We start from the raw sequence: 23,431 nt of genomic DNA, 5'->3' as shown, positions 1-23,431 counted from the left end.
AAAGTGAAAATCAGGCCTGGCCGGATGGTTCTTTATGTTGTGCTGACTGTAGGCTCGCTGCTGATGCTCTCGCCGTTCATCTGGATGGTGCTCACGGCGCTCAAGTCACCAAACGAAGTGGGTGCCTTTACCTGGCTGCCGAAGGAATACCACTGGGAAAACTTCGTGGAGGCGATGAAGACTGCGCCCTTCCTGAACTATTTCCGCAACAGCCTCATCATCGCGATCGGCGAGACCGCAGTGACGCTCGCCGTCTGCACGATGGCCGGCTACGCCCTGGCCAAGCTCCCGCTCCGGGGAGCCAAATCGCTGCTCACCTACTTCATCGTGCTGCTGATGGTCCCGTTTCAGATCATCCTGGTTCCGCTGTTCCTCGTCGTGAAGAGCGTGCCGCTGTTCGGAGGTAACGACATCCTCGGCATGGGCGGCACCGGCTGGCTGAATTCCTGGTGGGGGCTGATCATCCCGCTGGCGGCCGGTCCGATGTACACGTTCCTGGCGCGGCAGTTCTACGTCTCCCTCCCGTCAGAACTGGCGGATGCCGCCCGCATGGACGGGGTGGGGGAATTCGGCATCTTCCTCAAGGTGATGACTCCGCTCGTCAAACCCGCCTTGGTCACCATCTTCGTCTTCCAGGTGGAAGGCGCCTGGAATGCGTTCCTCTGGCCACTCATGATCACCAGCACCGACGAGATTAGGCCGCTCCAGCTCGGACTCGCGATCTTCTCGCAGGACCAGTCCGACATTCAATGGCCATATTTGATGGCGGGCACCGCGCTGGCAGCGCTGCCGATGATCGTCCTGTTCATCTTTGCGCAGAAGCGCTTCGTTGAAGGCATGGCCAGTGCAGGGCTGAAAGGATGAACCGCGCAATGGCCGACGGCGGCAGCCCGCACCGGCCCCGGGTCGCCTTCGCCATGGCCTCCAATGAGCTCCGGGACAGCCTGATCAATGCGGAGTCCTTCGACCGTCTCAGAGCCGTGGCCGATGTGTTGAGCACTGAAGTGCTGACCGACTTCGAGTCGGTCCGGGCTCGGGAAGTGCTTGCCCACGCCACGGCGCTGATCACGGGATGGGGCAGCCCTCGAATCGACGGTTCCGTTCTAGACCTGTCGCCCGGGCTGCGTCTGGTGGCGCACGCTGCCGGAACGGTCAAAAACCATGTGTCCCCGGTCGTATGGGACCGTGGGGTCCTGGTTACGACGGCGGCGCAGGCCAACGCTGTCCCTGTAGCAGAGTACGCGCTGGCTTTCATCCTGCTCGCCGGCAAGGACGCGTTCGCCTCGCAGGCCCGGCAACGGCTCGAACAGTCCCGCTACCGTAAGGAGGTGCTGCGCCAGGATCTGGGCAACAACGGAAACACGGTGGGTATCATCGGTGCCTCCCGGACCGGGCGGTTGCTGATCGAGCTGCTGAAGCCCTACCCGCTGCGTATCCTGCTCGCCGATCCAACCCTGACACCGGCCGCAGCCGCCAGCCTCGGTGCCGAGCTGGTGCCGCTGGACCAGCTGATGCGCCGCAGCAAAGTGGTCTCGCTGCACGCACCTGTGCTGCCTTCCACGCTGGGGATGATCGGCGCGGCGGAACTGGCGCAGATGCAGGACGGGAGCACGTTCATCAACACTGCCCGGGGCGTCCTGGTGGATCACGCGGCCCTGCGTGCCGAGCTTCGCCGCGGAAGGATCAGCGCGGTCCTGGATGTTACGGCACCGGAACCGCTGCCCGACGGGGACGAGCTGTACAAGTTACCCAATGTGGTGCTGACGCCGCATATCGCAGGCTCGCTAGGCAACGAGCTTGCCCGCATGGGTTCCTTGGCGGTGGCCGAAGTGGAACGACTGGCGCAGGGCGCTGAGGCGAATCATGCCATCAGTCGGGAGACCCTGGCGGCGATGGCGTGAGCCGCCGGAGCGCGGCAGTCCTGACGCCAGGCATTTGCTCGGTGACGTTGCGGAGCAACAGCATCGGGGAGGTCGTGGACATCGTGTCCTCCGCTGGCCTCGCCGGCATCGAATGGGGCGCCGACGTGCACGTTCGTGATGCCGCGACCGCGCTTGAGGCCGGGAATGCGACCAGGGAGGCCGGCCTCAAAGTCCTGTCCCTCGGTTCCTACTATCGCCTGGGGGGCTTAGGTGACTTCGGCGCTGTCACAGCTCTGGCCCTGACGCTGAACGCCCCGCGGATCAGGGTCTGGGCGGGCGAGACGCCATCAACTGACGCGGACGCGAAGGCGTGGGACGACGTCGTGGCCGATGCGCAGCGGATTTCCGAAATTGCCGCCAGGGACCGCTTAGAGATCGCTTTCGAGTACCACGGCGGAACGCTGACTGACACGGCGGAGACCACGCTGGAATTGTTGGCAAGGGTGGACCGGCCCAATGTAGGAACCTATTGGCAGCCCGCCGTCGGTCTAACCGATGAGCAGGCCATCGCGTCGCTGCTCCAAGTCCTGGATCACGTCGTCGGCGTCCACTGCTTTTCGTGGTGGCCTCAGCGCGAGCGGCTGCCCCTCACGGGCCGCAAGCAGCTGTGGCATTTAGTGGCGGACATCCTCCGGGGGAACGGCGCGCCCACGGACATGATGCTGGAGTTCGTGGAGGGGGACCTTCCGGAGAACGTCATGAGGGACGGCGACTTCCTGAACCAGGTTGCCCTCGGTAAGGACTAGGTGCCCGATAGCTAGCCGGTGCTACTCGGCGGACGGTCGTTTTCGTTGCCGTTTCGTCGCCGCCCGCTGCTCCTTTGCGGCGAGGCGCCGGCGGTTCGAGCCCCGGGTGGGTTTGGTCGCCCGGCGTTGGGCAGCTTCCGGAGCAAGAGCCCCTGCCACGAGGTCAGAGAGCTTGGCCAGGGCGATCTCGCGATTGCGCAGCTGAGAGCGCCGCTCGGAGGCGGTCACCGTGATCACCCCGGCAATGAGACGTGGTGCCAGACGCGTGACCAGCATCAGCCGTTGGCCGTCCGAAAGCGCAGCCGAGTTACCGACATTCCATGAAAGCTCGACGCGGCTGTCCGAGGTGTTGACGTGTTGACCGCCTGGCCCGGACGAACGCGAGAACCGCCAGCTGAGTTCCGACGCGGGAATCGTGAGCGCGGGCGAAACTTCCAGATCCATGCAACCAGCGTTGCACGACATGGGCGCGATCGAAGACCGCAGGCTCGCCGTGAAAGGGATAACCGGCCGCGATGAAGCGTACGGTGGACTGTATGGCCACTAAGCAGGCTTAGTTTCATGCGGTGACCGCGAACGCAATGCTTCGCATTCCATCAGAACGCAACGGACGCAGCGGGCGGACGCGAGCACCACCCGGCAGAGGTGAAAGTGAGCAACGTGAGTGACGCCCGGAACAGCGGCATACGGGACCGCATCCTACAGACCGCTTCGGACCTGTTTTACTTCGACGGCCTGAACGGCGTGGGAGTCAACAGGATCATCGAGGAGGCCGACGTCGCCAAATCGACCTTCTATAGGTACTTTCCCACGAAGGAGCATCTTGTCCTGGCCTACCTCGACGAGATGGACAGGCTGTGGGCTTTGGCGTTGAGGGATGCCGGGGGACCGGATCCCACCCCCTCGGCAGACCGGCTCTCAGCCATGTTTGATGCGCTGCTCTGGGACGGGCACCCCGAGGAATACCGGGGCGCCGCGTTCTTGAAGGCTTCTGCCGAGGCCAGCGCCGGCAGCGTCGTGCAACTGAGGGTCGCCGAGCACCGAGCCGGCGTCCTGGAGTGGATCCGTCAGATGTCCCGCCAGGCCGGCGCCGCCGATCCGGACGGGCTCGCCAGAACGCTGGCCCTTCTCCTGGAAGGGGCGCTGGCGCTCGGCATGCCCACCTTGGATCCCGCCAACCCGCGACTGGCACAGGCTGCCGCCCGCCGAATCATCCAGGAGGCCCTTTCATAGGGCCGGAGGTTTTCGGCCTGGATAAGGTCTGCGATCCCACGGGAATTGCCTCATTAAACGGGGCAATTCAGGTTTCTGGGCGGAGCTTCCGCGGGTGAGTTTGCGGACTCTTGACGGCTTGCCTCGAGCTTGGCATGGTGGAATTCGCCTGAGGAGGCGATCACCATGCAAGAGAAAAGCTGGTCGGTGAACATCGTTATCGACGAACATGAAAACCAAACGCGGGCCACGGCGCGATTGCGGCCCGAGAACCGGGATGAACTGGAAGGTGTCGGGTGGGCCAGGCTGAATCCGGCAGATTCCGATGTCCCCGAGATCGGGGACGAGCTGGCCACCGCACGCGCCCTGGCGGACCTAGCGCATCAGCTGATCGAGGTCACCGCGGCCGATATCGAGAAAGTTACCAAGGAAACGCCGCATCTGCGCGCTTAGCCCTGCAAAAGTTGGCGAATCTCGCGGCCCCCAGACCGTATACGTCCCGCCCGGCGTGGTTCAGGACCGTGCTTCGAGGTACAGAGCGGCCAGTTCGGAACGCGAACTGACGTGGACCTTTCGGTAGATGCGGGTCAGGTGGTACTGGACGGTCTTGATGGACACGTAGAGCTCAGCTGCGGCAGCCTTGTTGCTTAGGCCGGAAGCGACCAGCCTGGCAACGGCTCTTTCCTGGTCGGTCAGCTCGTCGAGCTGGCTCGGTGAGCCTGCAGCTGTCAGGGCCGGCGTGCCTTCCCTCCAGTGCTCCTCCGTGCTGACCCCGCTGGCGCGCAGTTCGCGGGAACAGCGGTCTGCATAGGCCACGGCGCCAAGCACGGAAAAGAGGTCGCGGGCTTGGATGAGCACGTCGGCCGCTTCCCGTCGCTTTCCGGCGCGTCGAAAGGACTGGCCGTAGGCGAAGAGGATCCGGGCCCGCGCGTAGGGCATCGGCAGCGTTTCTATTTTTGCCAGACCGTCACGGAAGCTGAGGCGTGCGGCATCGAGGTCACCGGTAGCCGCGTGGATCCTGCCGCGAACGTAAGCCAGCCGTGCCTGCGTTGACCTGTGTTGACGCTCCTCCGCAAGAAGCTCAAGGGGGCGAAGGAACTGTCCGGCTTCCTCCACCCGTCCCACCATGACCAACGCATTGGCGTAGTGGTCCTGCCATGGCCAGAAGCCCGGTTCATCGATTCCGCTGCTGCGGCGCATCCGGACGACAGGGAGCAGGGCCCGGACGACGCCGTCGTAATCTGCCCTGACCTCAGCCACCTGCGCTTGGGCAATGCTGTAAGGCAGAAGCATTACCGGGTAGCTGTCGGACGCGACGGCGGCCCGTTCCAAGTGATGGGCGGCCGAGTCCCAGTTACCGCGGAGGGCATGGATCTGCGCGCCGCTCCAGTGCAGCAGCGGCCGTACGAGCTCAATGCCGGACTCCTCCTGAACGGTCACGGCATTCTCGACGGTTCGCAGCGCGCTGTCCCAGGCACCCAAGGCGAGATCAGTCCTCGCCAGCCAGCCCTGTGCCCACAGGGAAATCCGGTGGGAGCCACGGCGGAATTCTGTCGGCACAGCGCTGGCGAGCTCGCTCCGGGCTTCTTCAGGCCGGTCCATGGCAAGGTGCAGCCAGCCCTTGCCCATGTTGATCCGCTGCTGCTGCGCGCTGTTTTCGGTCAGCCGCTCGACTACGCGGTAGCTCTCTTCCGCTTCGCTGAACCTGCCCATGGCCCCGAGCCCGAGCCCTTCGATGGCGCGGGCCTCGATCGCCGCCGGGCTGTTTGCCGGCGCAGTGCTTCTGGCCCGGACGGCCCAGCTCACCAGTTCCCGGCCATCAAACCGGGCCAGGGAGTGAAGCACCTGCCGCTGGCATATTTGAGCTGCAGTCCCGGGATCTGTGGCGGGGTCCACGGATTTCCACGCCTTTTCGAGTAGTGCATCGGCCTCGGCAGGACGGCCGAAGAGAATCGCAAGATACGCGCGGACCGCGTCGCCCCGCGGGCCCGGTGCTAGGCCTTCCACCGCCGCGGAGGCGCGTGGCAGCTGTCCGGCGCCCACCATCGCGTCCACGGCCCTGACGAGAAGGGATTGCCGTTGCTCCCGCACCGGGTTGAGCCGGGCAGCCTGGGAGTACGCTTCGGCGGCGGACCCCCAGGCGCCGGCTTCTGCGAAGGAGGCGGCCGCCTCCTCCAGTTCTCTCGCAAGTGAATCGTCAGGCAACAAGGCTGCGGCAGCTCGGTGTCGCAGCTGCTCGTGGGGTAGAGCCGTCAGGCGGGCGGCTGAGGAATGGAGCGCAATTCTGCGTCCGGCCGCCAGATTCTGATAGGCCGCGGCCCGCACCACGGGCAGCGGGAACTGAAGCATGGTCTCTGCTGCGTCGGTGGATAGTGTCAGCAGACCCGCTGCCTGAACCGCGTCGACGGCAGCCAGGACATCGGGAATGCCCGCCAGGTCGGCTGCCTGGGCGAGCGGGGAGCCGACGCCAAGCACCGCCGCCGCCTCGGCAAGCCGGAGGGCTTCCGGCGGCAGTCCGGCCAGTTTCATGCTGACAGACGCCGCCAGTTCCGCTGGTACCGGCAAGACTTTCTGTCCGGTTGACCAGGCGGAGGGAGGGAACTGTTCCAGGAGCGGCCGGACCAGCCCCGGGCGGCCGCCGGTGTGTTCGATGAGGCTCCTGGCGGCCGGCAGGGAAAGTTCGGATCCGCCGGTGCCGTGAATCTGCCGGGCAATGAGCTGCACGTTGCCCGGAGTAAGCGGGGCCAGCCTCATGGTCTGAGCCGAGGGATAGCTAAGAAGTCCGGCGGCCGCATCATCCAGTTCGCTCAGCGTCGGGTCCGTTGCCAGTATGGTCAGCAACGCGGTGGGCTGCACCCGGCGCAGCGCATGCAACAGGGCCTGCAGCGACGGCCGGTCCGCCCACTGGATGTCGTCGATCCACAGAATCAGGGCGTGACCGGCCTCACCTGCGAGGTGGGAAATTTCAGCAATTAGTGCGTCTCCGTATTCGCCGGGCCGCTCCCGGACTCCGGCGTTCGGTTCAAGGCCGGGCTGCGCTGCCGCCGGGACTGCAGCATCGCTGCCGGCGGCAGTGCGTCGGGGCGCGCGAAGCAGTTGCTGAATCAGCCCGAAGTCACTGTCGCGCTCCCAGAGGGCTCCAGCCGCCCGGAGGACTGTTGACCGGTTACCCGCCCTGGCATCCAACCGGAGGAAATGTTCCACCAGGGAGGTCTTGCCCAGACCCCGGTCACCGCGGATGATGGCGACTCCCGGGGCCCCGGAGCGGACAGACTGGAGCAGGTCCTGCAGGCGTTGGATTTCCGCGGTGCGTCCAGCGTAGAGGTCGGCGTCGTTGTCGGGCATGGTTTCCAAAGTCTACGGCTACACGGGAATCCGGATCCGATCAGCGTGAAGGTCTCCGCCGGCCGGCTCATGCTGGCGGACGAACATTGTGACAAGCCCGCCGGCAAGGGCCACGCCGGCGAAGACGAAGAACGCCGCGTTGCTCGGCAGCTGGGCGCTGATCAGGAAGCCACCCACCAGCGGACCCCCGATCCCGCCCAGGCGGCCAAAGCCTGCACACCATGCGACGCCGGCTGTGCGCGCCGGAGTGGGGTAGTAGTTGGACACGAAGCCGTAGACAAGGACCTGGGTGCCGAGGCTGCCCACCCCGGCAAAGGCCACCGCGATCAGCAATACGGGCAGTGGGAAGCTGAGCGTGAGCAGCACCAGGGACGCCGCGGCGATGACGAACGTGGTGGACACGATGGCTTTGGGCCCAAACCTGTCTGCGGAGCGCGATGCCAGGAGGCCGCCGATCACCGCGCCGGCGTTGAGGGCCAGCAGGAAGCTCAGCGAGTAGGTTTTGCCGTAGCCGTGCTGTCCCATGATTTCCGGCAGCCAGGTGTTCAGACCGTACGTGAGCAGCAGGCCGCAGAAACTCATGCATCCCAGGAGGATGGTGGGCTTGCGGTAGTTCCCGGAGGCGAGGGCTGCGAATCCGGCGAGGGGGCGCCCGTCTTTGCGCACCGCTGCGGGTGGCTGCACGGTGAGGCGTGACCGCCCGGCGGCCGGGCCGCCGTCGGACGTTCCGTCCTGGAGCGGGATGCCGGTCTTCGCGGAGAGGCTGAGCGCCTGTTCCGTGCGGCCGCGGGCCAGCAACCAGCGGGGTGACTCCGGCAGCTTCACGAGTGCCAGCGGAAACAGGATGACAAGGGGCAGCGCACCGATCATGAACAGCCCGCGCCAGTCGGTGATTCCGTTGAGCACGATGGCCAGCAGGGAAGCGAGCAGCCCTCCCGCAGGCACACCCGAGTAGACGATCGCGTTGTAGAAGTTTCGTTTGCCGGCCGGAGCAAACTCGGCAACGACAGCCCCCGCCGTGGCGACGAGCGCGCCCACGCCGATCCCGGTGAGGAAGCGAAACACGCCGAACACCGGGACAGCGGTGGCCATGGCAGTGCACGCCATGCCCAGGGAGAACCAGACAATATTGATGAGCATGAGTTTCCGGCGGCCCAGGAAGTCACCCACGGCGCCGGCGCCAAGCGCGCCCACCATGACTCCCATGAGGGCGTAGCTGCCCAAGGCTCCGGCTTGGGCAGCATCCAATGGGCCAAGCTGGCTGGGGTCGCGCAGCAGCGTCGAAACGACGGTTCCGTAGACAACCAGGTCGTAACCGTCAAAGAGCAGGGCTGCGGCCGCGATGGCCATCACCCAGCGGACTGTTTTGGTGCGGGCGGCATCAGTTGATGCGGCCGTGGTTGATGCGTTCAGAGCGTTCATGGAGGGCTCCATTGGCCTGGGCCGCGTCGTTGCGGCCGGTTGGTGCTGCAAGGTTGGTTGGCAGGTGTGGCTGGCGGGTGGGCGGCCTAGCCGAGGTCGCCGCCGGCGACGGCGAGCACGCTGCCGGTGATGTAGGAGGCGTCGTCGGAGGCCAGGAAGGCGATCGGGCCGGCCTGCTCGTCGAGCGTTCCGTAGCGTTTCATGAGGGACGATTCGATGGTCTGGTCCACGATCTGCTGGTACCAGGCCTTCTCCCGCTCGCCTTCGGGCCGGGGACCCCGTGCCACCTTGCGCGGAGGTGCCTCGGTGCCGCCGGGGGCTGTGGCCACCACGCGGATCCCGTGCGGCGCGCCCTCCAGGGCCAGGGCCGCGGTGATGGCCTTCACGCCGCCCTTGGCCGCAGCGTAGGGAACCCGGTTGACGCCGCGCGTGGCGACGGAGGCGACGTTGACGATGACGCCGGACTGCTGCCCGATCATGTGCGGAAGGACGGCCCGGCAAGTCCAAAGGGTGGGGAAGAGGGACCGCTGGATTTCCTTGGTGATCTCGTCGGGCGCGTAGTGCTCGAACGGTTTGGCCCAGATGGTGCCTCCCACGTTGTTAATCAGGACGTCGATGCGGCCGTGGAGCTGCAGTGCTTCAGTGATGGCCCCGTTCGCGCCTTCGTAGCTTTCCAGGTCGGCGGTAAGGCCGACGGCGGTCCCGCCGCCGGCCTTGTGATCGGCGGCGAGGGCTGCGGCCGCTTCCCGGACGAGTTCGGCGCGGTCCACGAGGATGGTGTGGGCGCCCTCGGCGGCAACCCGCGAGGCCACGGCGTGGCCGATGCCCTGGGCTGCGCCCGTGACCACCACGACTTTCCCGGCGAAACGGCCCGGGCTGACGGGGTTCAAGCGGAGGCCCCTGCGAGTGCCGGTGCCGCCGCGGTGCTGCCGACGGCAAAGCGTTCGTAGTAGAAGTTGGCCGGGGTGATGCCCTGGGCGTCCCAGTACTTGCGGACGGCATCCACCATCGCGGGCGGTCCGCAGAGGTAGACGTCGACGTCGCCGTCGTTCAGCTGGGCGGCGGTGATGTGCTGGGTCACGTAGCCCTTGTTCGGGGCCGCGCTTTCGGGGTCCGCCACGCAGTAGCCAAAGGTGAAGTTGACGATGGCTTCTGCGTAGTGCTGGAGTTTGTCCAGCTCCACCAGGTCCTTGTCGAAGGTGACGCCGTAGGCCAGGTGCACCGGGTGGGCCGGGGCTTCTTCAAGTCCTGTGGCGATCTTCTCCAGCATGGACAGCAGCGGTGCAATGCCGGTTCCGCCGGCCAGCATCAGCACGGGACGCTTGATATCCCGGAGGAAGAAGCTCCCCATCGGGCCGGTCAGGGGGAGTGCATCGCCGACGGCGGCACGCTCCTTGAGGTAGGTGGTCATGGCCCCGTCGGGGGCGGTGCGGATGAGGAACCGCAGCTCGTCGTCGGCCGGGCCGCTGCTGAACGAGTAGGACCTGACGGCCTCGGTGCCGGGTACCGCGAAGTTCATGTACTGGCCGGGCAGGAACTTCAGGTCGCCGCGATTGTCCAAAGCCAGGGTGACGGCGGCGGTGTTGTCGGCGAACCAGGTCAGCTCCTTGACGGTGGCGGCGTACGTGGTTGCTCCGACCTTTGCCATCTCGGACGTGCCGGCTATCTGCAGGACGAGGTCGGTCTCCGGGACCATCTGGCAGGGGAGGCAGAAGCCCTTTTCGGCTTCGTCCTCGGTGAGTGCCTCATCGATGTAGTCGCCGCCGTCGTACTTTCCCGACTCGCAGAAGGCCTTGCAGGTGCCACAGGCACCGTCGCGGCAGTCGAAGGGAATGTTGATCCGTGATTTGTAGGCGGCGTCGGCCACTGTTTCGTTGGGATTGGCGGTGACAAAGCGGGTGACTCCGTCTTCGAAGCTGAGGGCAATCTGGTAACTCATGAAGGGCTCGATTCCAGTAGTTCGGAAGTTAGATGTGGTAGATGTCCACGACGTGGTGGATGTAGTCGTTTTTCAGGACGACCTTCTTCTTCGTGATGACAGGCTGTGTACCGGAGTAGTCAATGGTGTAGAACGAGGTTCCGAAGTACGGATCGATGTTCTGGTAGCGGTAGTAGAGCGTGTGCCAGTTGAAGCGGACGTCGACTTCGCTGCCGCGCCATTCGATGATCTCCACGTTGGTGATGTTGTGGCCGGTGCGCGGTTCCGGCAGGCTGGTTGCGCTGGAACGGTCCGTCTTGATGCGGAAGACGCGGTCTTCGAGTCCGCCCCGGTTGGGGTAGTAGATGAGCGAGATTTCACGCTGGGGATCGCTGGTGAGCTGGTCGTCGTCGGCCCAGGCGGGCATCCAGAACTCGGCTTCGGGGTGGTAGCAGTCCAGCCAGCGGTCAAATTCGCGGTCGTCCAGGAACCGCGCTTCGCAGTAGAGGAAGGAATGGATTTCTTCCAGGGTGGCGGGGCCGGCAGGGACAGCGGTCTGGCCGGCGGTGTCGATGGTCTGTGTCATGGGGTTCTCCTTCGGGTCCGGTCGGGCCTAGTTCTGGGCAGCGATTGCAGCTTCTTCGGCGGCTGCCGCCTTGCGCATCGTCTCCACCCAGTAGCCGTGCTGGATGGGATACAGGCCTTCGTCTTCGGTCCGGGCGCCGCTGGAAATCGGTTTGAGTCCGACCTTGTCCGCATTGGCGTCCGGGCCCGTGATCTGATGGGTGACGCCGCGGCTGAGGTCGTTCCAGGGTGCTGCCGTGGCCAGGTAGGTCTTCTGGCAGGAGCGGAACTCCTCCAGGTCGTCAGGAGTGGCCATGCCGGAGGCGTTGAAGAAGTCCTCGTACTGGCGGATGCGGTTGGCCCGGGCTTCGGCGCTCTCACCCTTGGGTGCGATGCAGTAAATGGTCACTTCTGTCTTGTCGACGGAGATGGGGCGGAAGTGCCGGATTTGCGAACCGAACTGGTCCATCAGATAGACGTTGGGGTAGAGGCAGAGGTTGCGGGAGATGTTGATCATCCAGTCTGCCTTGGCCTCGCCGTACTTCTCCACGAGTTCGTCACGCCGGTCGAAGAGGGGACGGTTGCTCGGATCCAGCCATTCGGTCCAGAGCAGCAGGTGACCGTGGTCGAAGGAGTAGTAGCCGCCCTTTTGCTTGGCCCAGCCACCGGCATCCATGTTCTTGGTTTCGTTTGCCGACTCGCCGGTGGTGCGGCGGGCGGTGGTTGCGGCATAGTTCCAGTGCGTCGCGGAGACGTGGTAGCCGTCGGCGCCGTTCTCGGCCTGGAGTTTCCAGTTGCCGTCATAGGTGTAGCTGGAAGCCCCGCGCAGGACTTCCAGGCCGTCGGGGGACTGGTCCACGATCATGTCGATGATCTTCGTTGACTCACCTAGGTGCTCCTCCAGGGGCTTCACGTCCGGGTTGATGCTGCCGAACAAGAAGCCCCGGTAGCTCTCGAACCGTGCAACCTTTGTGAGGTCGTGGGAACCCTCCTTGTTGAACTGTTCGGGGTAGCCGGCATCCCGGGGATCTTTCACCTTGAGCAGCTTGCCGGTGTTGTTGAAGGTCCAGCCGTGGAATGGGCAGGTGAAGGTGGTGCGGTTGTCCGTCTTGCGCCGGCACAGCATCGCGCCGCGGTGGCTGCACGCGTTGATCAGGGCATTGAGCCCGCCCTGCTTGTCGCGGGAAATGATGATCGGCTGGCGGCCGATGTAGGTGGTGAAGTAATCGCCGACATTGGGGATCTGGCTGTCGTGCGCTAGGTACACCCAGTTGCCTTCGAAGATGTGCTTCATTTCCAGGTCGAAAAGGTCCTCGTCCGTGAAGATGCTCCGCTTGGCGCGATATACGCCGTTCTCGTGATCCTCGATCAGGGCCTGGTCGAGGTGGGCTCGGATGCCCGCCAGCGTCTCTGTCATGTTGGCTCCTATCAGTGTGCGGGCGACGTTGCCCGTGTTGCGGGCTGCGGTGCCCGTGCGGACCGCCGATGCTTCGGCTGGTCAATGAATGCGATCCACTCTGTCAGTCCGTGGCGCCCGTCACACTAGGGCTTTGCCTAGTGAGGCCTAGGTGCCTATTTAGATTCCTGGAGTCTGAATAACAACCATTTAGGTCTTTGTGGAATACCAAATTCCGGCCTACGCTGTTGAAACGACAACCAACGAGTGAGAGACGGAACACAGGAAAGGGCGGTGCGCCGTGGAGCTTCGGCATTTGCGCTACTTCGTCGTAGTCGCCGAAACGTGCCACTTCGGCCAGGCTGCCGAGCGCCTGCAGATGGCCCAACCGCCGCTGTCGCAGCAGATCCGCCAGCTGGAGGCGGAACTGGGTGCGGAGCTGTTTACGCGGACAACCCGGAGCGTGAGGCTGACCCCGGCCGGTGAGGCGTTTTTCGAGGATGCGCAGGGCATACTCCGGAACGTCGAGGAGGCCGCCCGGCGGGCACGGCAGTTTGCCGAAGGTAAGGCGGGCACTCTTCGCATCGGGTTGACGGGCACCGCCTCCTACACGCAGCTTCCGGCCCTGGCCAGAATGGTGAAGGAGCACCTGCCCGACGTCGTGCTGGATATCTACACTGAGATGCTGACGCCTGCCATTGAACTGGCCCTCGCCGCAGGCGAACTCGACGTGGGTGTGCTGCGGCCGCCCGCAAGCGATCCGTCACTGACCGTGCGGGCCATAGCGCGGGAAAATTTCGTAGTGGCCCTTCCTGCCGGTCACCGTCTCACGTCCGCTGACACCGTGACCGTCGGGGAACTGCGTGCCGAGGATTTCATCATGTACCCGGCCGGCTCCCGGTCAGTTGTCAACGACGCCGTCATGCGCGCGTGCCGTGCGGCGGACTACCACCCACACATCGCGCATGAATCTGCAAAGACCTCAACGCAGCTGTCCCTGGTCGCGGCAGGGCTCGGCATCGCCGTCCTCCCGGAGTCCGTCCGTGGAATCGCGCTGACCGGCGTGCAGTACCGGACGGTGTCCGGCGCGGATGAGGTCGAACTCGCCGTGGCGTGGCGCCGCACCAGCGAATCACCGCTCGTCGATGCCTTCCTGGCCGTCCTTGAAGACAACCGCGTTTTCCTAGACTCAAGCTACTCCGGAGGACTTCCGTGAAGATCATTTCCATCGAGGCGATTCCGTTCGCCATCCCTTACCTAAAGCCCCTGCGGTTCGCCAGCGGCGAGGTGCACACGGCGTCGCATGTGCTGGTCCGCGTCCGGAGCGACGACGGCGTCGTGGGGTATGCCGAAGCGCCGGCCAGGCCCTTTACCTACGGTGAAACCCAGGAATCCATCGTGGCTGTCATCGAGACGCTGTTCGCGCCCCAGATCACGGGAATGTCAGTCTTCGACCGCGAGTCGGTGCATGCTGTCATGGACAGGACCATTGGCAATCCGACCGCGAAGTCTGCGGTGGACATGGCCATCTGGGACGTCATCGGCAAAACCGTCGGGCAGCCTGTGACGGCCCTGCTGGGCGGCTTCTCGGACGGCATGCGCGTCAGTCACATGCTGGGCTTTGCCGAGCCCGCCAAGATGGTGGCCGAGGCGGAGCGCATGCGCGACACCTACGGGATCACCACGTTCAAGGTGAAAGTGGGCCGCAGGCCGTTTGGCCTGGATGTCGATGTCTGCCGCGCCCTGCGCGAAGAGCTCGGTCCGGACATTGAACTGTACGTTGACGGAAACCGCGGCTGGACGCCGTCGGAATCCCTGCGTGCCCTCAACGCCATGGCGGACCTTGACCTGACCCTTGCCGAAGAGCTGTGCCCGGCCGACGACGTCCTCGGCCGGAAGTGGCTGGTGGAGCGCTGCCCTGTCCCGTTCGTGGCAGACGAAAGTGCCACGAAACCGGGAGAAGTGACGCGCGAACTGCTCAGCGGCGCGGCTAACGCGGTCAGCATCAAGACGGCGCGTACCGGATTCTCGCACTCGCAGCGCGTGCTGTTCCAGTGCGACGGACTGGGTGCCGAGGTGGTGATGGGCAACCAGATCGACGGCCAGCTCGGCACTCTGTGCACGGTCACGTTCGGCGCCGCCTTCCAGTCCACCACCCGGCGGGCAGGTGAGCTCTCCAATTTTCTGGACATGAGCGATGACCTCCTGGCCGACCCCTTGGAAATCGTGGACGGCAGGCTTGCGGCACGTCAGGTCCCTGGCATCGGAATCGATATTGACCCCGAGAAGCTGGCCAAGTACCGGCTCGACGCCAACAACTGACCTTCCCCGGAACACAAACCCAACCCCACGGCGCCGGCACTGAGGCCAGCGCCCCTTCAGAAAGTGAGTCAACGATGACAACCCAGCACACCGAATTTGAGGCCAAGGCCGCAGAGTCCGGCAACGCTGCTACTGAACGCTTCCGTGAAAGCGGCAAGACGGCGTCCCTGGCAGTTCCGAAAGAACGGGTCTCGCTGCTGGCCAACGAAGTCCTTGGCGCGGTCTACGAAACCATCCGTAAGCACAAAGTGACCTACGACGAATTCAACGCCCTCAAGTCCTGGCTGATCAGCGTGGGCGAGGACGGCGAATGGCCGCTGTTCCTGGATGTCTGGGTGGAGCACGTCGTTGAGGAAGTTTCCACAGAGGACCGCGAGGGCAACAAGGGCACCATCGAGGGCCCCTACTATGTTCCGGGTTCCCCGGAGTTCGCCACTCCCGCCACGCTGCCCATGCGTGACGGCGAAGGCGGCACGCCGCTGCTGTTCCAAGGCCAGGTCCGCGCCGTCGACGGCACCGCGCTATCCGGCGCCCGCGTGGAAATCTGGCATGCGGACGATGACGGCTTCTACTCCCAGTTCGCCCCGGGCCTTCCCGAATGGAACCTGCGCGGCACCGTCGTGGCGGACGCCGAGGGCAACTTCGCCCTGAACACCGTTCAGCCCGCGCCGTACCAGATTCCGACCGACGGCGCCTGCGGCAAGCTGATCGCCGCGGCCGGCTGGCACGCCTGGCGCCCGGCGCACCTGCACCTGAAAGTGTCCGCTCCCGGATACCAGCTGCTGACCGCGCAGCTCTACTTCCAAGGTGACCAGCACCTGTCAGACGACATTGCCTCGGCCGTCAAGCCGGAACTCGTCCTTAGCCCCGCCCCGCGCACCGACGGCGCAGGCAACGAAGTTACTTACGACTTCGTGCTCGACGCTGACCGCGCCTAAGCCTGAGCACCGCACTCGAGACGCGAACAATGGAGCAGACCGTGCTTTTTGCAGTCCGTATGGACGTCACCATCCCCCAGACCATGGATGAGCAGGCCAAGACAGATCTGCTCGCCCGGGAGAAGGCCTATTCGCAGGAACTGCAGCGCACGGGGGAGTGGCAGAGCATCTGGCGCTGCGTGGGCGAATACGCGAACATCAGCATTTTCGATGTTGCAGGCAATGAACGCCTGCACGAAATCCTCTGGGGGCTGCCGCTCTTCCCGTACATGAAGATGGACATCACGCCGCTGGCAGCCCACCCCTCGGACATTCGGCTCGCGCCAGGTCCGCCGGCATGACCGGGGCGGGCGGGAACACTGCCCGCCCGCCAGTTGGACGTTTTGCTGGGCGTTCAGATTAGTACTCAAGGCGTCTTATTAGAAGGCAAATAGGTATTTCCTATTACTAATCTCTCCTCTTAGTCTGGATCCAGGACGACTTATCGTTGTGTGACCAATTCACTGAGGGGCCTCAATGGAGACTCGACATCTCAAGTACTTCATTGCCGTGGCAGAAGAGCGGCATTTCGGTCGTGCGGCGGCGAGGCTTCATATGGCCCAGCCTCCGCTGTCTCAGCAAATCCGGCAGCTCGAGGAACAGCTGGGAACACCGCTTCTGGTACGGACCACACGGAAGGTGGAGCTCACGCCCGCCGGCCAGGTTCTGTTGGACCGGGGACGGCTGCTGCTGGATGAGCTTGAAGTGCTCGAGTCTGATGTTCAGCAGGTTGGGGCGGGGGCTACGGGGGTGCTCCGGGTGGGGTTCACCGGAACAGCGACATACCGCCTGATGCCCATCATCGTGCAGGCCGCGAGCCGCAGTCTTCCCGGACTTCGGATCACGGTCCAGGGAGAAATGCTGACTCCGCAGATGGAAACGGCCTTGGAGGAGGGGCGGCTGGACGTGGCCGTCCTCCGCCCACCGATCCGCTCCCAGGCGATAGCCCACAAATTGCTGGAACAGGATCAACTGGTTGCCGCTTTACCGGCAGATTCCCCGCTGGCCGAGAAGGGCACGCTCGACATCGCTGACCTGGCGTTGCAGAACTTCATCGGCTATCCCAGCTATTCCGTGGTGAACGCCATCTTCCTTGATGCCTGCCGTAAGGCCGGCTTTCAGCCTCGCCTGGTTCAGGAGGCCAAGGAAACCTCCACGCTGCTTTCGCTAGTATCCGCCGGGATGGGCATCGCCCTGGTCCCGATGACCTCCCGGATGTTCTCCTTTCAAGGAGTCGTCTTCCGGCCGCTGCGGAACCCGCCGCCTGTTGACCTTGCCGTGGCGTGGAACCGCAACAACGAATCGCCGCTGATGCGAAGCTTTCTGACTTTATTCGATTCGCTGCCCGGTTCACCCACCGCACCAACCGCAGCTGCCGCAAAGGAATCTCCCCGTGAAAATTGAACGCATCGAGGCCATCCCTTATGCAATCCCGTACGAGCGGCCCCTGAAATTCGCCAGCGGAGAGGTCACGACCGCTGAACACGTGCTGATCCGGGTGCATACGGACAACGGGATCTGCGGAGTGGCTGACACCCCTCCCCGTCCGTACACATACGGCGAAACGCAGGACTCCATCATGTCGGTGGTCACCAAGGTGTTTGCCCCGCAACTCATCGGTCTGGACCCGCTGGACCGTTCCAAGGTCCAGCAAATCCTCCGACGCACAGTCCATAACCCCACGGCCAAGGGCGCCCTGGACATTGCGCTGTGGGACATCATCGGCATCTCACTCGGCACACCCGTTCATAAACTCCTGGGCGGCTTCACCGACAGCATGCGCGTCTCCCACATGCTCGGCTTCAAACCCGCCTCGGATCTGCTGGATGAGGCCCTGCGCTTCCGCGAGACCTACGGGATCAACACCTTCAAGCTCAAAACCGGCCGCCGGCCACTGTCCCTGGACGTCCAGGCCTGCCGCGTGCTGCGGGAAGGCCTGGGCGAGGACACCGAGATCTACCTCGACGCCAACCGGGGCTGGACCGCCAATGAGGCCATGGAAGTGCTCCGCCGCACCGAAGGGCTCGGCCTGTCAATGCTGGAAGAGCCGTGCGATGCCGGCGAAGCCATGGGCCGCCGTCGGCTGGTCAAGCACTCCAGGATCCCGATCGTCGGCGACGAAAGCGTCGCCACCCCCGGCGACGTGTCCCGGGAGCTCTTGTCCGGTGGCAGCACCGCCATCTGCATCAAAACGGCGCGCAGCGGCTTCACGGAAGCCCAGCAGATCCTCGGTTTGTGTGAGGGCCTGGGTGTGGATGTCACGATGGGAAACCAGATCGACACCCAAGTGGGCAGCCTCGCCACGGTGACATTCGGCGCGGCCTTCGAGGCCAGCTCCAGACGTGCGGGGGAGCTTTCCAATTTCCTGGACATGACGGACGACCTCCTGGCCGCGCCTTTGGAGATCGCTGCCGGCGCCATTCGCGTCCGAGACGTGCCCGGCGTCGGCGCTGAAATCGATGCCGGCAAATTGAAAAAGTACCGGCAGGACTAACCGGGCCACCGCCGGCTTCCTGCCCTGAGAGCTCGGAGAAACTAATGCTGTATCTGGTTCGAATGGACGTCAACCTCCCGTTGGACATGCCCCAGGAGAGGGCCGACGCCATCAAAGCGCAGGAGAAGGAGTACTCCCAGCAGCTGCAGCGAGACGGCCGCTGGGTGCATCTGTGGCGGGTCGTGGGGGAGTACTCCAATTACTCACTGTTTGATGTGCGGGACAACGACGAGCTGCACGAGCTGCTCTCCGGCCTGCCGCTCTTTCCGTACATGGACATCAAGGTGACTCCGCTGGCCAAGCACCCCTCCGCCGTCGAGTAGTCCGCGCCTTCAGCGACACTGATATGCAAAAGCTTTCAATGAGCCAGAAATAAGTATTTCCCATCACCCAATCGGGGTCCTACCGTTGAATCAACACCGCATGTGATGCCCGGCACACTGCAAGCAGGATGCAGGGCAGCAACCCGGACCGGCAAACCGTTCACAGACAGCCGTTCATCGACAAAGGAGTCACCATGGCAACGGAAACCCAGGCCACCGCCGCCGCTTCAGGCGCAGGGGCAACCGCCCGCTTCAGGGAAAACAAGCGCCTTGCCGCCGCCACCAGCCAGGAACGTGTCAACGCGATCGCCAGCCGGGTCATCAAGGCGATCAACGACACGGTCATCGACGAAAAAGTCACCTACGACGAATACAACGCCTTCAAGGCCTGGCTCATCAAGGTCGGTGAAGACGGGGAATGGCCGCTGTTCCTGGACGTCTGGGTCGAGCACTCCGTCGAAGAGGTGGCCAACGCCAACCGGCACGGCTCCAAGGGAACCATCGAGGGCCCCTACTACATCCCGGACGCCCCCTCCCAGAACACCCCGGCCACACTGCCCATGCGCGACGACGAGCCGGGCACCCCGCTGCTGTTCCAGGGCCAGGTCAAGAACGTCGCCGGGGAACCCCTCCCGGGCGCGCTGATCGAGCTGTGGCACGCCGACGACCTCGGCTTCTACTCCCAGTTCGCGCCGGGCCTGCCCGAATGGAACCTGCGCGGCTCCATCATCGCCGACGCCGAGGGCAACTTCCAGATCCACACCATCCAGCCCGCCCCTTACCAGATTCCCACCGACGGCGCCTGCGGAGCACTCATCGCCGCCGCCGGCTGGCACGCCTGGCGGCCCGCCCACCTGCACCTGAAGGTCTCGGCACCCGGGCACCAGCTCATCACCACCCAGCTGTACTTCCAGGGTGACGAGCACGTCGCCGACGACATCGCCTCGGCCGTGAAGCCGGAACTCATCCTCGCGCCCACCGAGCGCGCGGACGGCAACGGCCGTGAAGTCACCTACGACTTCATCCTCGATCCGCAGGACTAACGCAGGGCCGACTCTCCTGGACTGAGCCGCCCGCACGGGCGCAACCCCATGCCGGCGGGTGGCGGTATTGCCGCCACCCGCCACCCAACCCACGCGGCCCGCCCTGATGCCGCCTTGCCAAAATCAGGTCCTAGCTAAGGAGGCGTCAGTGACTCAGGAAGCAGTCATGACCCCTATCGACACCCGCGAACTGCGCCACGCGTTTGGGACGTTCGCCACAGGGGTCACAGTAGTAACGTGCCGATCGGAGGACGGCGTCCCCCACGGCGCCACGGTAAACGCCTTCACCGCCGTATCCCTTGATCCGCCGCTTGCCCAGGTCACGCTGACCCGCACCTCGCGGGCTGCCCGCTATCTCGAGGGCGCACCCTTCGCCATCAACATCCTCTCCCTGGAACAAATGGACGTGGCCCTTCACTTCGCAGGGAAGGTCCTGGACGAGGAGCCCCAGTGGGCTCTCGACGGCAGCGTCCCGGTGCTGCTGAAGAACGCAGCTACCCTGGAATGCCGCCCCTGGAACATCTATGACGGCGGCGACCACATCATTGTCGTGGGCGAAGTGATCTCCATGGAGATCACCAAACGCGAACCGCTCCTGTTCTTCGGCGGGAAATTCCGCCAGATAGGCCGGTTTGTCGAAGGCGCACCCTGGGACCACTCCGGGGACGCGCCCGAATCCGGCTGGTTCGCCGGCGCCAAATCCTTCAAGCCCCTGCACACCCTCTAGGCGTTACCCGACCCCTTTGAAAGCTCATACTTCCTTCCCAGAAAGGGACGATCATGACCGAAATTCTTGACCAGTCAGTTCCCGCCTCAGATTCGCCTACTTCGTCGTCGGTTCCGTCGATGAGCGAGCGGACGACGCCGGCGGACCCGTTGATGCCGATGACGGGCGATGAGTACATCAGGTCGCTCCAGGATGACCGTGAGGTCTGGATTTATGGTGAGCGTGTCAAGGATGTCACGACGCACCCGGCGTTCCGGAACTCGATCCGGATGGCGGCGAGGCTTTATGACGCGATGCACAAACCCGAGCTGCAGGAGAAGCTGATGGTGCCCACCGATACCGGGTCGGGGGGCAAGACGATGTCATTCTTCCGCACCCCGCACAGCGTCGAGGACCTGAAGAAGGACCGGGTGGCGATCGAGACCTGGGCGCGGATGAGCTACGGCTGGCTGGGCCGTTCCCCGGACTACAAGGCCGCGTTCCTGGGCACCCTGGGCGGCATGCCGGACTTCTACGAGCCGTTCCAGGAGAACGCGAAGCGCTGGTACAAGGAGTCCCAGGAGAAGGTCCTGTACTGGAACCATGCGATCATCAACCCGCCGGTGGACCGCCACCTCCCGCCGGACCAGGTCGGGGATGTGTTCATGAAGGTGGAGAAGGAAACTGGCTCCGGCCTGATCGTCTCCGGCGCCAAGGTCGTCGCGACCGGTTCGGCGATCACGAACTACAACTTCATCGCCCACTACGGGCTGCCGATCAAGCGTAAGGAGTTCGCGCTGATCTGCACGGTTCCGATGGACGCGCCCGGGGTGAAGCTCATCAGCCGGGCCTCCTACAGCCACCAGGCCGCGGTGATGGGCACCCCGTTTGATTACCCGCTCTCGAGCCGGATGGACGAGAACGACTCCGTGTTCGTTTTCGACAAGGTCCTGATCCCGTGGGAGAACGTCTTCGCCTACGGCGACGTGGAGAAGATCAACAACTTCTTCCCGCAGACCGGCTTCATCAACCGCTTCACCTTCCAGGGCGTGATCCGGCTGGCCACCAAGCTGGACTTCATCGCCGGGCTGCTGATGAAGGCCCTGGAAGTCGCCGGGACCCAGGACTTCCGCGGCGTCCAGACCCGCGTCGGTGAGGTTCTCGGCTGGCGGAACATGTTCTACGCGCTGATCGACGGCATGACCCTGAACCCCGACGCCGGCCCGAACGGGACCGTGCTGCCCAAGCTCGACTATGGCCTGTCCTACCGGATGTTCATGTCCATCGGTTACCCCAGGATCAAGGAAATCATCGAACAGGACGTCGCGTCCGGCCTGATCTATCTGAACTCCTCCGCGCTGGACTTCAAGACCCCCGAAATCCGTCCCTACCTGGACAAGTACGTCCGCGGCTCGGACGGCGTCGAGGCCGTGGACCGGGTCAAGCTGATGAAACTCCTCTGGGACTCGATCGGCACCGAGTTCGGCGGCCGGCACGAACTCTACGAACGGAACTACTCCGGCAACCACGAGAACGTCAAGGCCGAGATCCTCTTCGCCGCCCAGGCACAAGGGACCACCGACTACATGAAAGGCTTCGCGGACCAGTGCCTGGCCGAGTACGACCTCGACGGCTGGACCGTCCCGGACCTCATCAGCAACGACGACGTCAGCCTCTTCCTCAAACGCAACTAACCCACCACCACACCCCGGGCCGGCCCAGCAGCGGGCCGGCTGGGGGCACCCATCAAGGAGGCACCATGCCCCGTGACACCCAAGCAGAGCACCCGCAGCCGTCATTGCCGTCTGTGGAGGACCACCCGTCGGCAGTGCTGGTTCACACAGCCTGGGCCGGATGGTATTACGAAAATGCGCCCGACGATGCTGTCTCCGTTCGTTGAGACTTGCAAGCTAGACCGGCTCTTCAACGTCGTCGATGGGGTTCGTGGGCGTCAGCGCCAGAATCCGGTGAGCTGCTCGGCAAGGGCTCTGCCTTGCTCGTAACCGGCTCGAGCGGCGGGCGGACGCAGCGACAGATCCATCGCATTGGCGCCGAACATGTGCTCGGAGTTGCTATCCGGGAAGATCGTTTCGACTCTGCTGCCGCGTGCGCGTAGTTCGTTGACCTGTGTTGCGAGATGCATGCCCCAGTCCACCGGAGTCCGTGATCTGCCGCCGAATGGTGACAACACCAGCACCCGTGCGTATCCGGCTGCCAGATCGGCATTCTCGGCGTTGGATCGGTAGCCGCCGTCGATGTATCGGCTGCCGCCGATACTGTAGGCGAAGCCACTGGCACAGCTGGCGGCCACGGCGTCCACCAAGTCGACCCCGCTGTGGCGGTCGAACACGACCGGTTCACCGGTATAGGCATTGACCGCCGTGATGAGCATCGTTTGTTCCGGCCAGTGCTGGCTGGGCAGCCGCGCGGCGACGGTATCGCGCCACCGCGTTTGCCCGGAGCCGTCCGACGCCGCATCCATTTCGAGCGCCGCCGCACCCATTCTGCGGCGCATATCGGCCGCATCATCAGCGGCAGCGATGATTCGGCTCGTTCTCTCCATATGGCTCGCCGCCGGCCCAATGCGAACGCGTCCACCATCGGATCCCACCGGAGCAGTCCGTGGCTGGGGTGCGGCGGAAAGGATGGCGCCAAGCAGTTCAGTCGGGGTCGCGCTAGTGATCTGGGCCGCGGCCGTCGATCCGGCCGACGTGCCGATGATCAGATCGGCCTCGGTCGCATCCAACCCGGCATCGAAGAGGCCGGCGATGACGCCGATCAGCCAGGCATTGCCTGCCGATCCGCCACCACCGAGGACCAACGCTCGCTCACCCGCGGCGCGTATCCGCCTTGTGGCGTCGACCTGCGGCTGATCCTGGTCGGACCTCGGCAGGTCGGAGGCCGTCGTCGAAATGGAGTGCAGAGGTGAAGAAGGTGTCGTGTTCATGGGAGTCGCCTTTCGCGAATTGCCTGTCGGGCGCTCCCGGCGGCGACTACCTCAGTCGCGCGATCGTGAACTGCAAGGGTGCTCCCACTGTGGA

At 64.5% G+C, this 23,431-nt stretch carries 23 protein-coding genes; 15 read left to right on the top strand and 8 right to left on the bottom strand.

Annotated features, from left to right (window positions below):
* The first annotated feature begins 3 nt into the window (after positions 1–3).
* Genes J7I89_RS13030 through J7I89_RS13020 form a run of 3 tightly spaced genes read left to right on the top strand, consistent with a single transcriptional unit; the run spans position 4 to position 2,668 of the window.
* The gene (locus J7I89_RS13030) at positions 4–864 is read left to right on the top strand and encodes a carbohydrate ABC transporter permease (RefSeq protein ID WP_214970886.1); all 861 of its coding nucleotides are present in this window, start codon (positions 4–6) and stop codon (positions 862–864) included.
* Entirely contained in the window at positions 861–1,901 is a 1,041-nt protein-coding gene (locus J7I89_RS13025; RefSeq protein ID WP_251045278.1) for a hydroxyacid dehydrogenase, read from the top strand. Before J7I89_RS13030 ends, J7I89_RS13025 begins: the two co-directional genes overlap by 4 nt.
* Positions 1,898–2,668 (top strand): sugar phosphate isomerase/epimerase, encoded by a 771-nt coding sequence (locus J7I89_RS13020; protein WP_214970883.1) that lies wholly within the window; start codon positions 1,898–1,900, stop codon positions 2,666–2,668. Before J7I89_RS13025 ends, J7I89_RS13020 begins: the two co-directional genes overlap by 4 nt.
* 21 nt (positions 2,669–2,689) lie before the next feature.
* Here J7I89_RS13020 and arfB read toward each other — a convergent pair whose 3' ends face one another.
* Entirely contained in the window at positions 2,690–3,112 is a 423-nt protein-coding gene (arfB, locus tag J7I89_RS13015; RefSeq protein WP_214970881.1) for an alternative ribosome rescue aminoacyl-tRNA hydrolase ArfB, read from the bottom strand.
* Positions 3,113–3,319: 207 nt separating this feature from the next.
* Between arfB and J7I89_RS13010 the strand changes: the two genes are divergently transcribed.
* Together J7I89_RS13010 and J7I89_RS13005 are read left to right on the top strand one after the other, a co-directional pair.
* The gene (locus J7I89_RS13010) at positions 3,320–3,901 is read left to right on the top strand and encodes a TetR/AcrR family transcriptional regulator (RefSeq protein ID WP_308159898.1); all 582 of its coding nucleotides are present in this window, start codon (positions 3,320–3,322) and stop codon (positions 3,899–3,901) included.
* Positions 3,902–4,066: 165 nt separating this feature from the next.
* Entirely contained in the window at positions 4,067–4,333 is a 267-nt protein-coding gene (locus J7I89_RS13005; RefSeq protein WP_214970878.1) for a DUF1876 domain-containing protein, read from the top strand.
* A 60-nt stretch (positions 4,334–4,393) separates the two neighbouring features.
* Here the strand turns inward: J7I89_RS13005 and J7I89_RS13000 are convergent, their stop codons facing one another.
* The 6 genes from J7I89_RS13000 to benA all read right to left on the bottom strand — a co-directional run bounded on the left by J7I89_RS13000 (position 4,394) and on the right by benA (position 12,546).
* Positions 4,394–7,225, bottom strand: a complete 2,832-nt coding sequence (locus J7I89_RS13000; RefSeq protein WP_214970876.1) for a LuxR family transcriptional regulator — start codon at positions 7,223–7,225, stop codon at positions 4,394–4,396.
* Between the two features lie 18 nt (positions 7,226–7,243).
* Positions 7,244–8,647, bottom strand: a complete 1,404-nt coding sequence (locus J7I89_RS12995) for an MFS transporter (protein WP_214970874.1) — start codon at positions 8,645–8,647, stop codon at positions 7,244–7,246.
* Between the two features lie 86 nt (positions 8,648–8,733).
* Positions 8,734–9,537, bottom strand: coding sequence for a 1,6-dihydroxycyclohexa-2,4-diene-1-carboxylate dehydrogenase (locus tag J7I89_RS12990; RefSeq protein WP_214970872.1), 804 nt, complete (start codon positions 9,535–9,537; stop codon positions 8,734–8,736).
* Entirely contained in the window at positions 9,534–10,586 is a 1,053-nt protein-coding gene (benC, locus tag J7I89_RS12985) for a benzoate 1,2-dioxygenase electron transfer component BenC (protein WP_214970870.1), read from the bottom strand. Before benC ends, J7I89_RS12990 begins: the two co-directional genes overlap by 4 nt.
* A 28-nt stretch (positions 10,587–10,614) precedes the next feature.
* A complete protein-coding gene (benB, locus tag J7I89_RS12980) occupies positions 10,615–11,151 on the bottom strand; it encodes a benzoate 1,2-dioxygenase small subunit (RefSeq protein ID WP_214970869.1) in 537 nt (178 codons plus the stop codon).
* A 27-nt stretch (positions 11,152–11,178) separates the two neighbouring features.
* Positions 11,179–12,546, bottom strand: coding sequence for a benzoate 1,2-dioxygenase large subunit (gene benA / locus J7I89_RS12975; RefSeq protein ID WP_214970867.1), 1,368 nt, complete (start codon positions 12,544–12,546; stop codon positions 11,179–11,181).
* A gap of 280 nt (positions 12,547–12,826) precedes the next feature.
* Between benA and J7I89_RS12970 the strand changes: the two genes are divergently transcribed.
* From J7I89_RS12970 to J7I89_RS12925, 10 genes are all read left to right on the top strand, one after another.
* Positions 12,827–13,741 carry a LysR substrate-binding domain-containing protein gene (locus J7I89_RS12970; RefSeq protein ID WP_214970866.1) on the top strand — a complete coding sequence of 305 codons (915 nt, stop codon included), beginning with the start codon at positions 12,827–12,829 and terminating at the stop codon, positions 13,739–13,741.
* Positions 13,738–14,847, top strand: a complete 1,110-nt coding sequence (locus J7I89_RS12965; protein ID WP_214970863.1) for a mandelate racemase/muconate lactonizing enzyme family protein — start codon at positions 13,738–13,740, stop codon at positions 14,845–14,847. Before J7I89_RS12970 ends, J7I89_RS12965 begins: the two co-directional genes overlap by 4 nt.
* A gap of 74 nt (positions 14,848–14,921) precedes the next feature.
* Positions 14,922–15,785 (top strand): catechol 1,2-dioxygenase, encoded by an 864-nt coding sequence (catA, locus tag J7I89_RS12960; RefSeq protein ID WP_214970860.1) that lies wholly within the window; start codon positions 14,922–14,924, stop codon positions 15,783–15,785.
* Positions 15,786–15,826: 41 nt separating this feature from the next.
* A complete protein-coding gene (catC, locus tag J7I89_RS12955; RefSeq protein ID WP_308159897.1) occupies positions 15,827–16,126 on the top strand; it encodes a muconolactone Delta-isomerase in 300 nt (99 codons plus the stop codon).
* Positions 16,127–16,301: 175 nt separating this feature from the next.
* Positions 16,302–17,228: a LysR substrate-binding domain-containing protein gene (locus J7I89_RS12950; protein WP_214970855.1), complete on the top strand. Its 927-nt coding sequence runs from the start codon at positions 16,302–16,304 to the stop codon at positions 17,226–17,228.
* A complete protein-coding gene (locus J7I89_RS12945; RefSeq protein WP_214970852.1) occupies positions 17,218–18,318 on the top strand; it encodes a mandelate racemase/muconate lactonizing enzyme family protein in 1,101 nt (366 codons plus the stop codon). The genes J7I89_RS12950 and J7I89_RS12945 overlap by 11 nt, the downstream gene beginning before the upstream one ends.
* 44 nt (positions 18,319–18,362) lie before the next feature.
* Positions 18,363–18,641, top strand: a complete 279-nt coding sequence (gene catC, locus J7I89_RS12940; RefSeq protein ID WP_214970849.1) for a muconolactone Delta-isomerase — start codon at positions 18,363–18,365, stop codon at positions 18,639–18,641.
* Positions 18,642–18,835: 194 nt separating this feature from the next.
* Positions 18,836–19,684: a catechol 1,2-dioxygenase gene (gene catA, locus J7I89_RS12935; RefSeq protein ID WP_214970846.1), complete on the top strand. Its 849-nt coding sequence runs from the start codon at positions 18,836–18,838 to the stop codon at positions 19,682–19,684.
* 148 nt (positions 19,685–19,832) lie between these two features.
* Positions 19,833–20,411 carry a flavin reductase family protein gene (locus tag J7I89_RS12930; RefSeq protein WP_308159896.1) on the top strand — a complete coding sequence of 193 codons (579 nt, stop codon included), beginning with the start codon at positions 19,833–19,835 and terminating at the stop codon, positions 20,409–20,411.
* Between the two features lie 53 nt (positions 20,412–20,464).
* Positions 20,465–22,084, top strand: coding sequence for a 4-hydroxyphenylacetate 3-hydroxylase family protein (locus tag J7I89_RS12925; protein ID WP_214970843.1), 1,620 nt, complete (start codon positions 20,465–20,467; stop codon positions 22,082–22,084).
* A gap of 257 nt (positions 22,085–22,341) precedes the next feature.
* Here the strand turns inward: J7I89_RS12925 and J7I89_RS12920 are convergent, their stop codons facing one another.
* Positions 22,342–23,337, bottom strand: a complete 996-nt coding sequence (locus tag J7I89_RS12920) for a patatin-like phospholipase family protein (RefSeq protein ID WP_214970838.1) — start codon at positions 23,335–23,337, stop codon at positions 22,342–22,344.
* Positions 23,338–23,431 lie beyond the last annotated feature (94 nt).

Source organism: Arthrobacter sp. ISL-5, assembly GCF_018613835.1.
Taxonomy (GTDB): Bacteria; Actinomycetota; Actinomycetes; order Actinomycetales; family Micrococcaceae; genus Arthrobacter.
The sequence above is the reverse complement of the archived record's forward strand: the minus strand, read 5'-3'. Positions and strand labels throughout refer to the sequence as shown.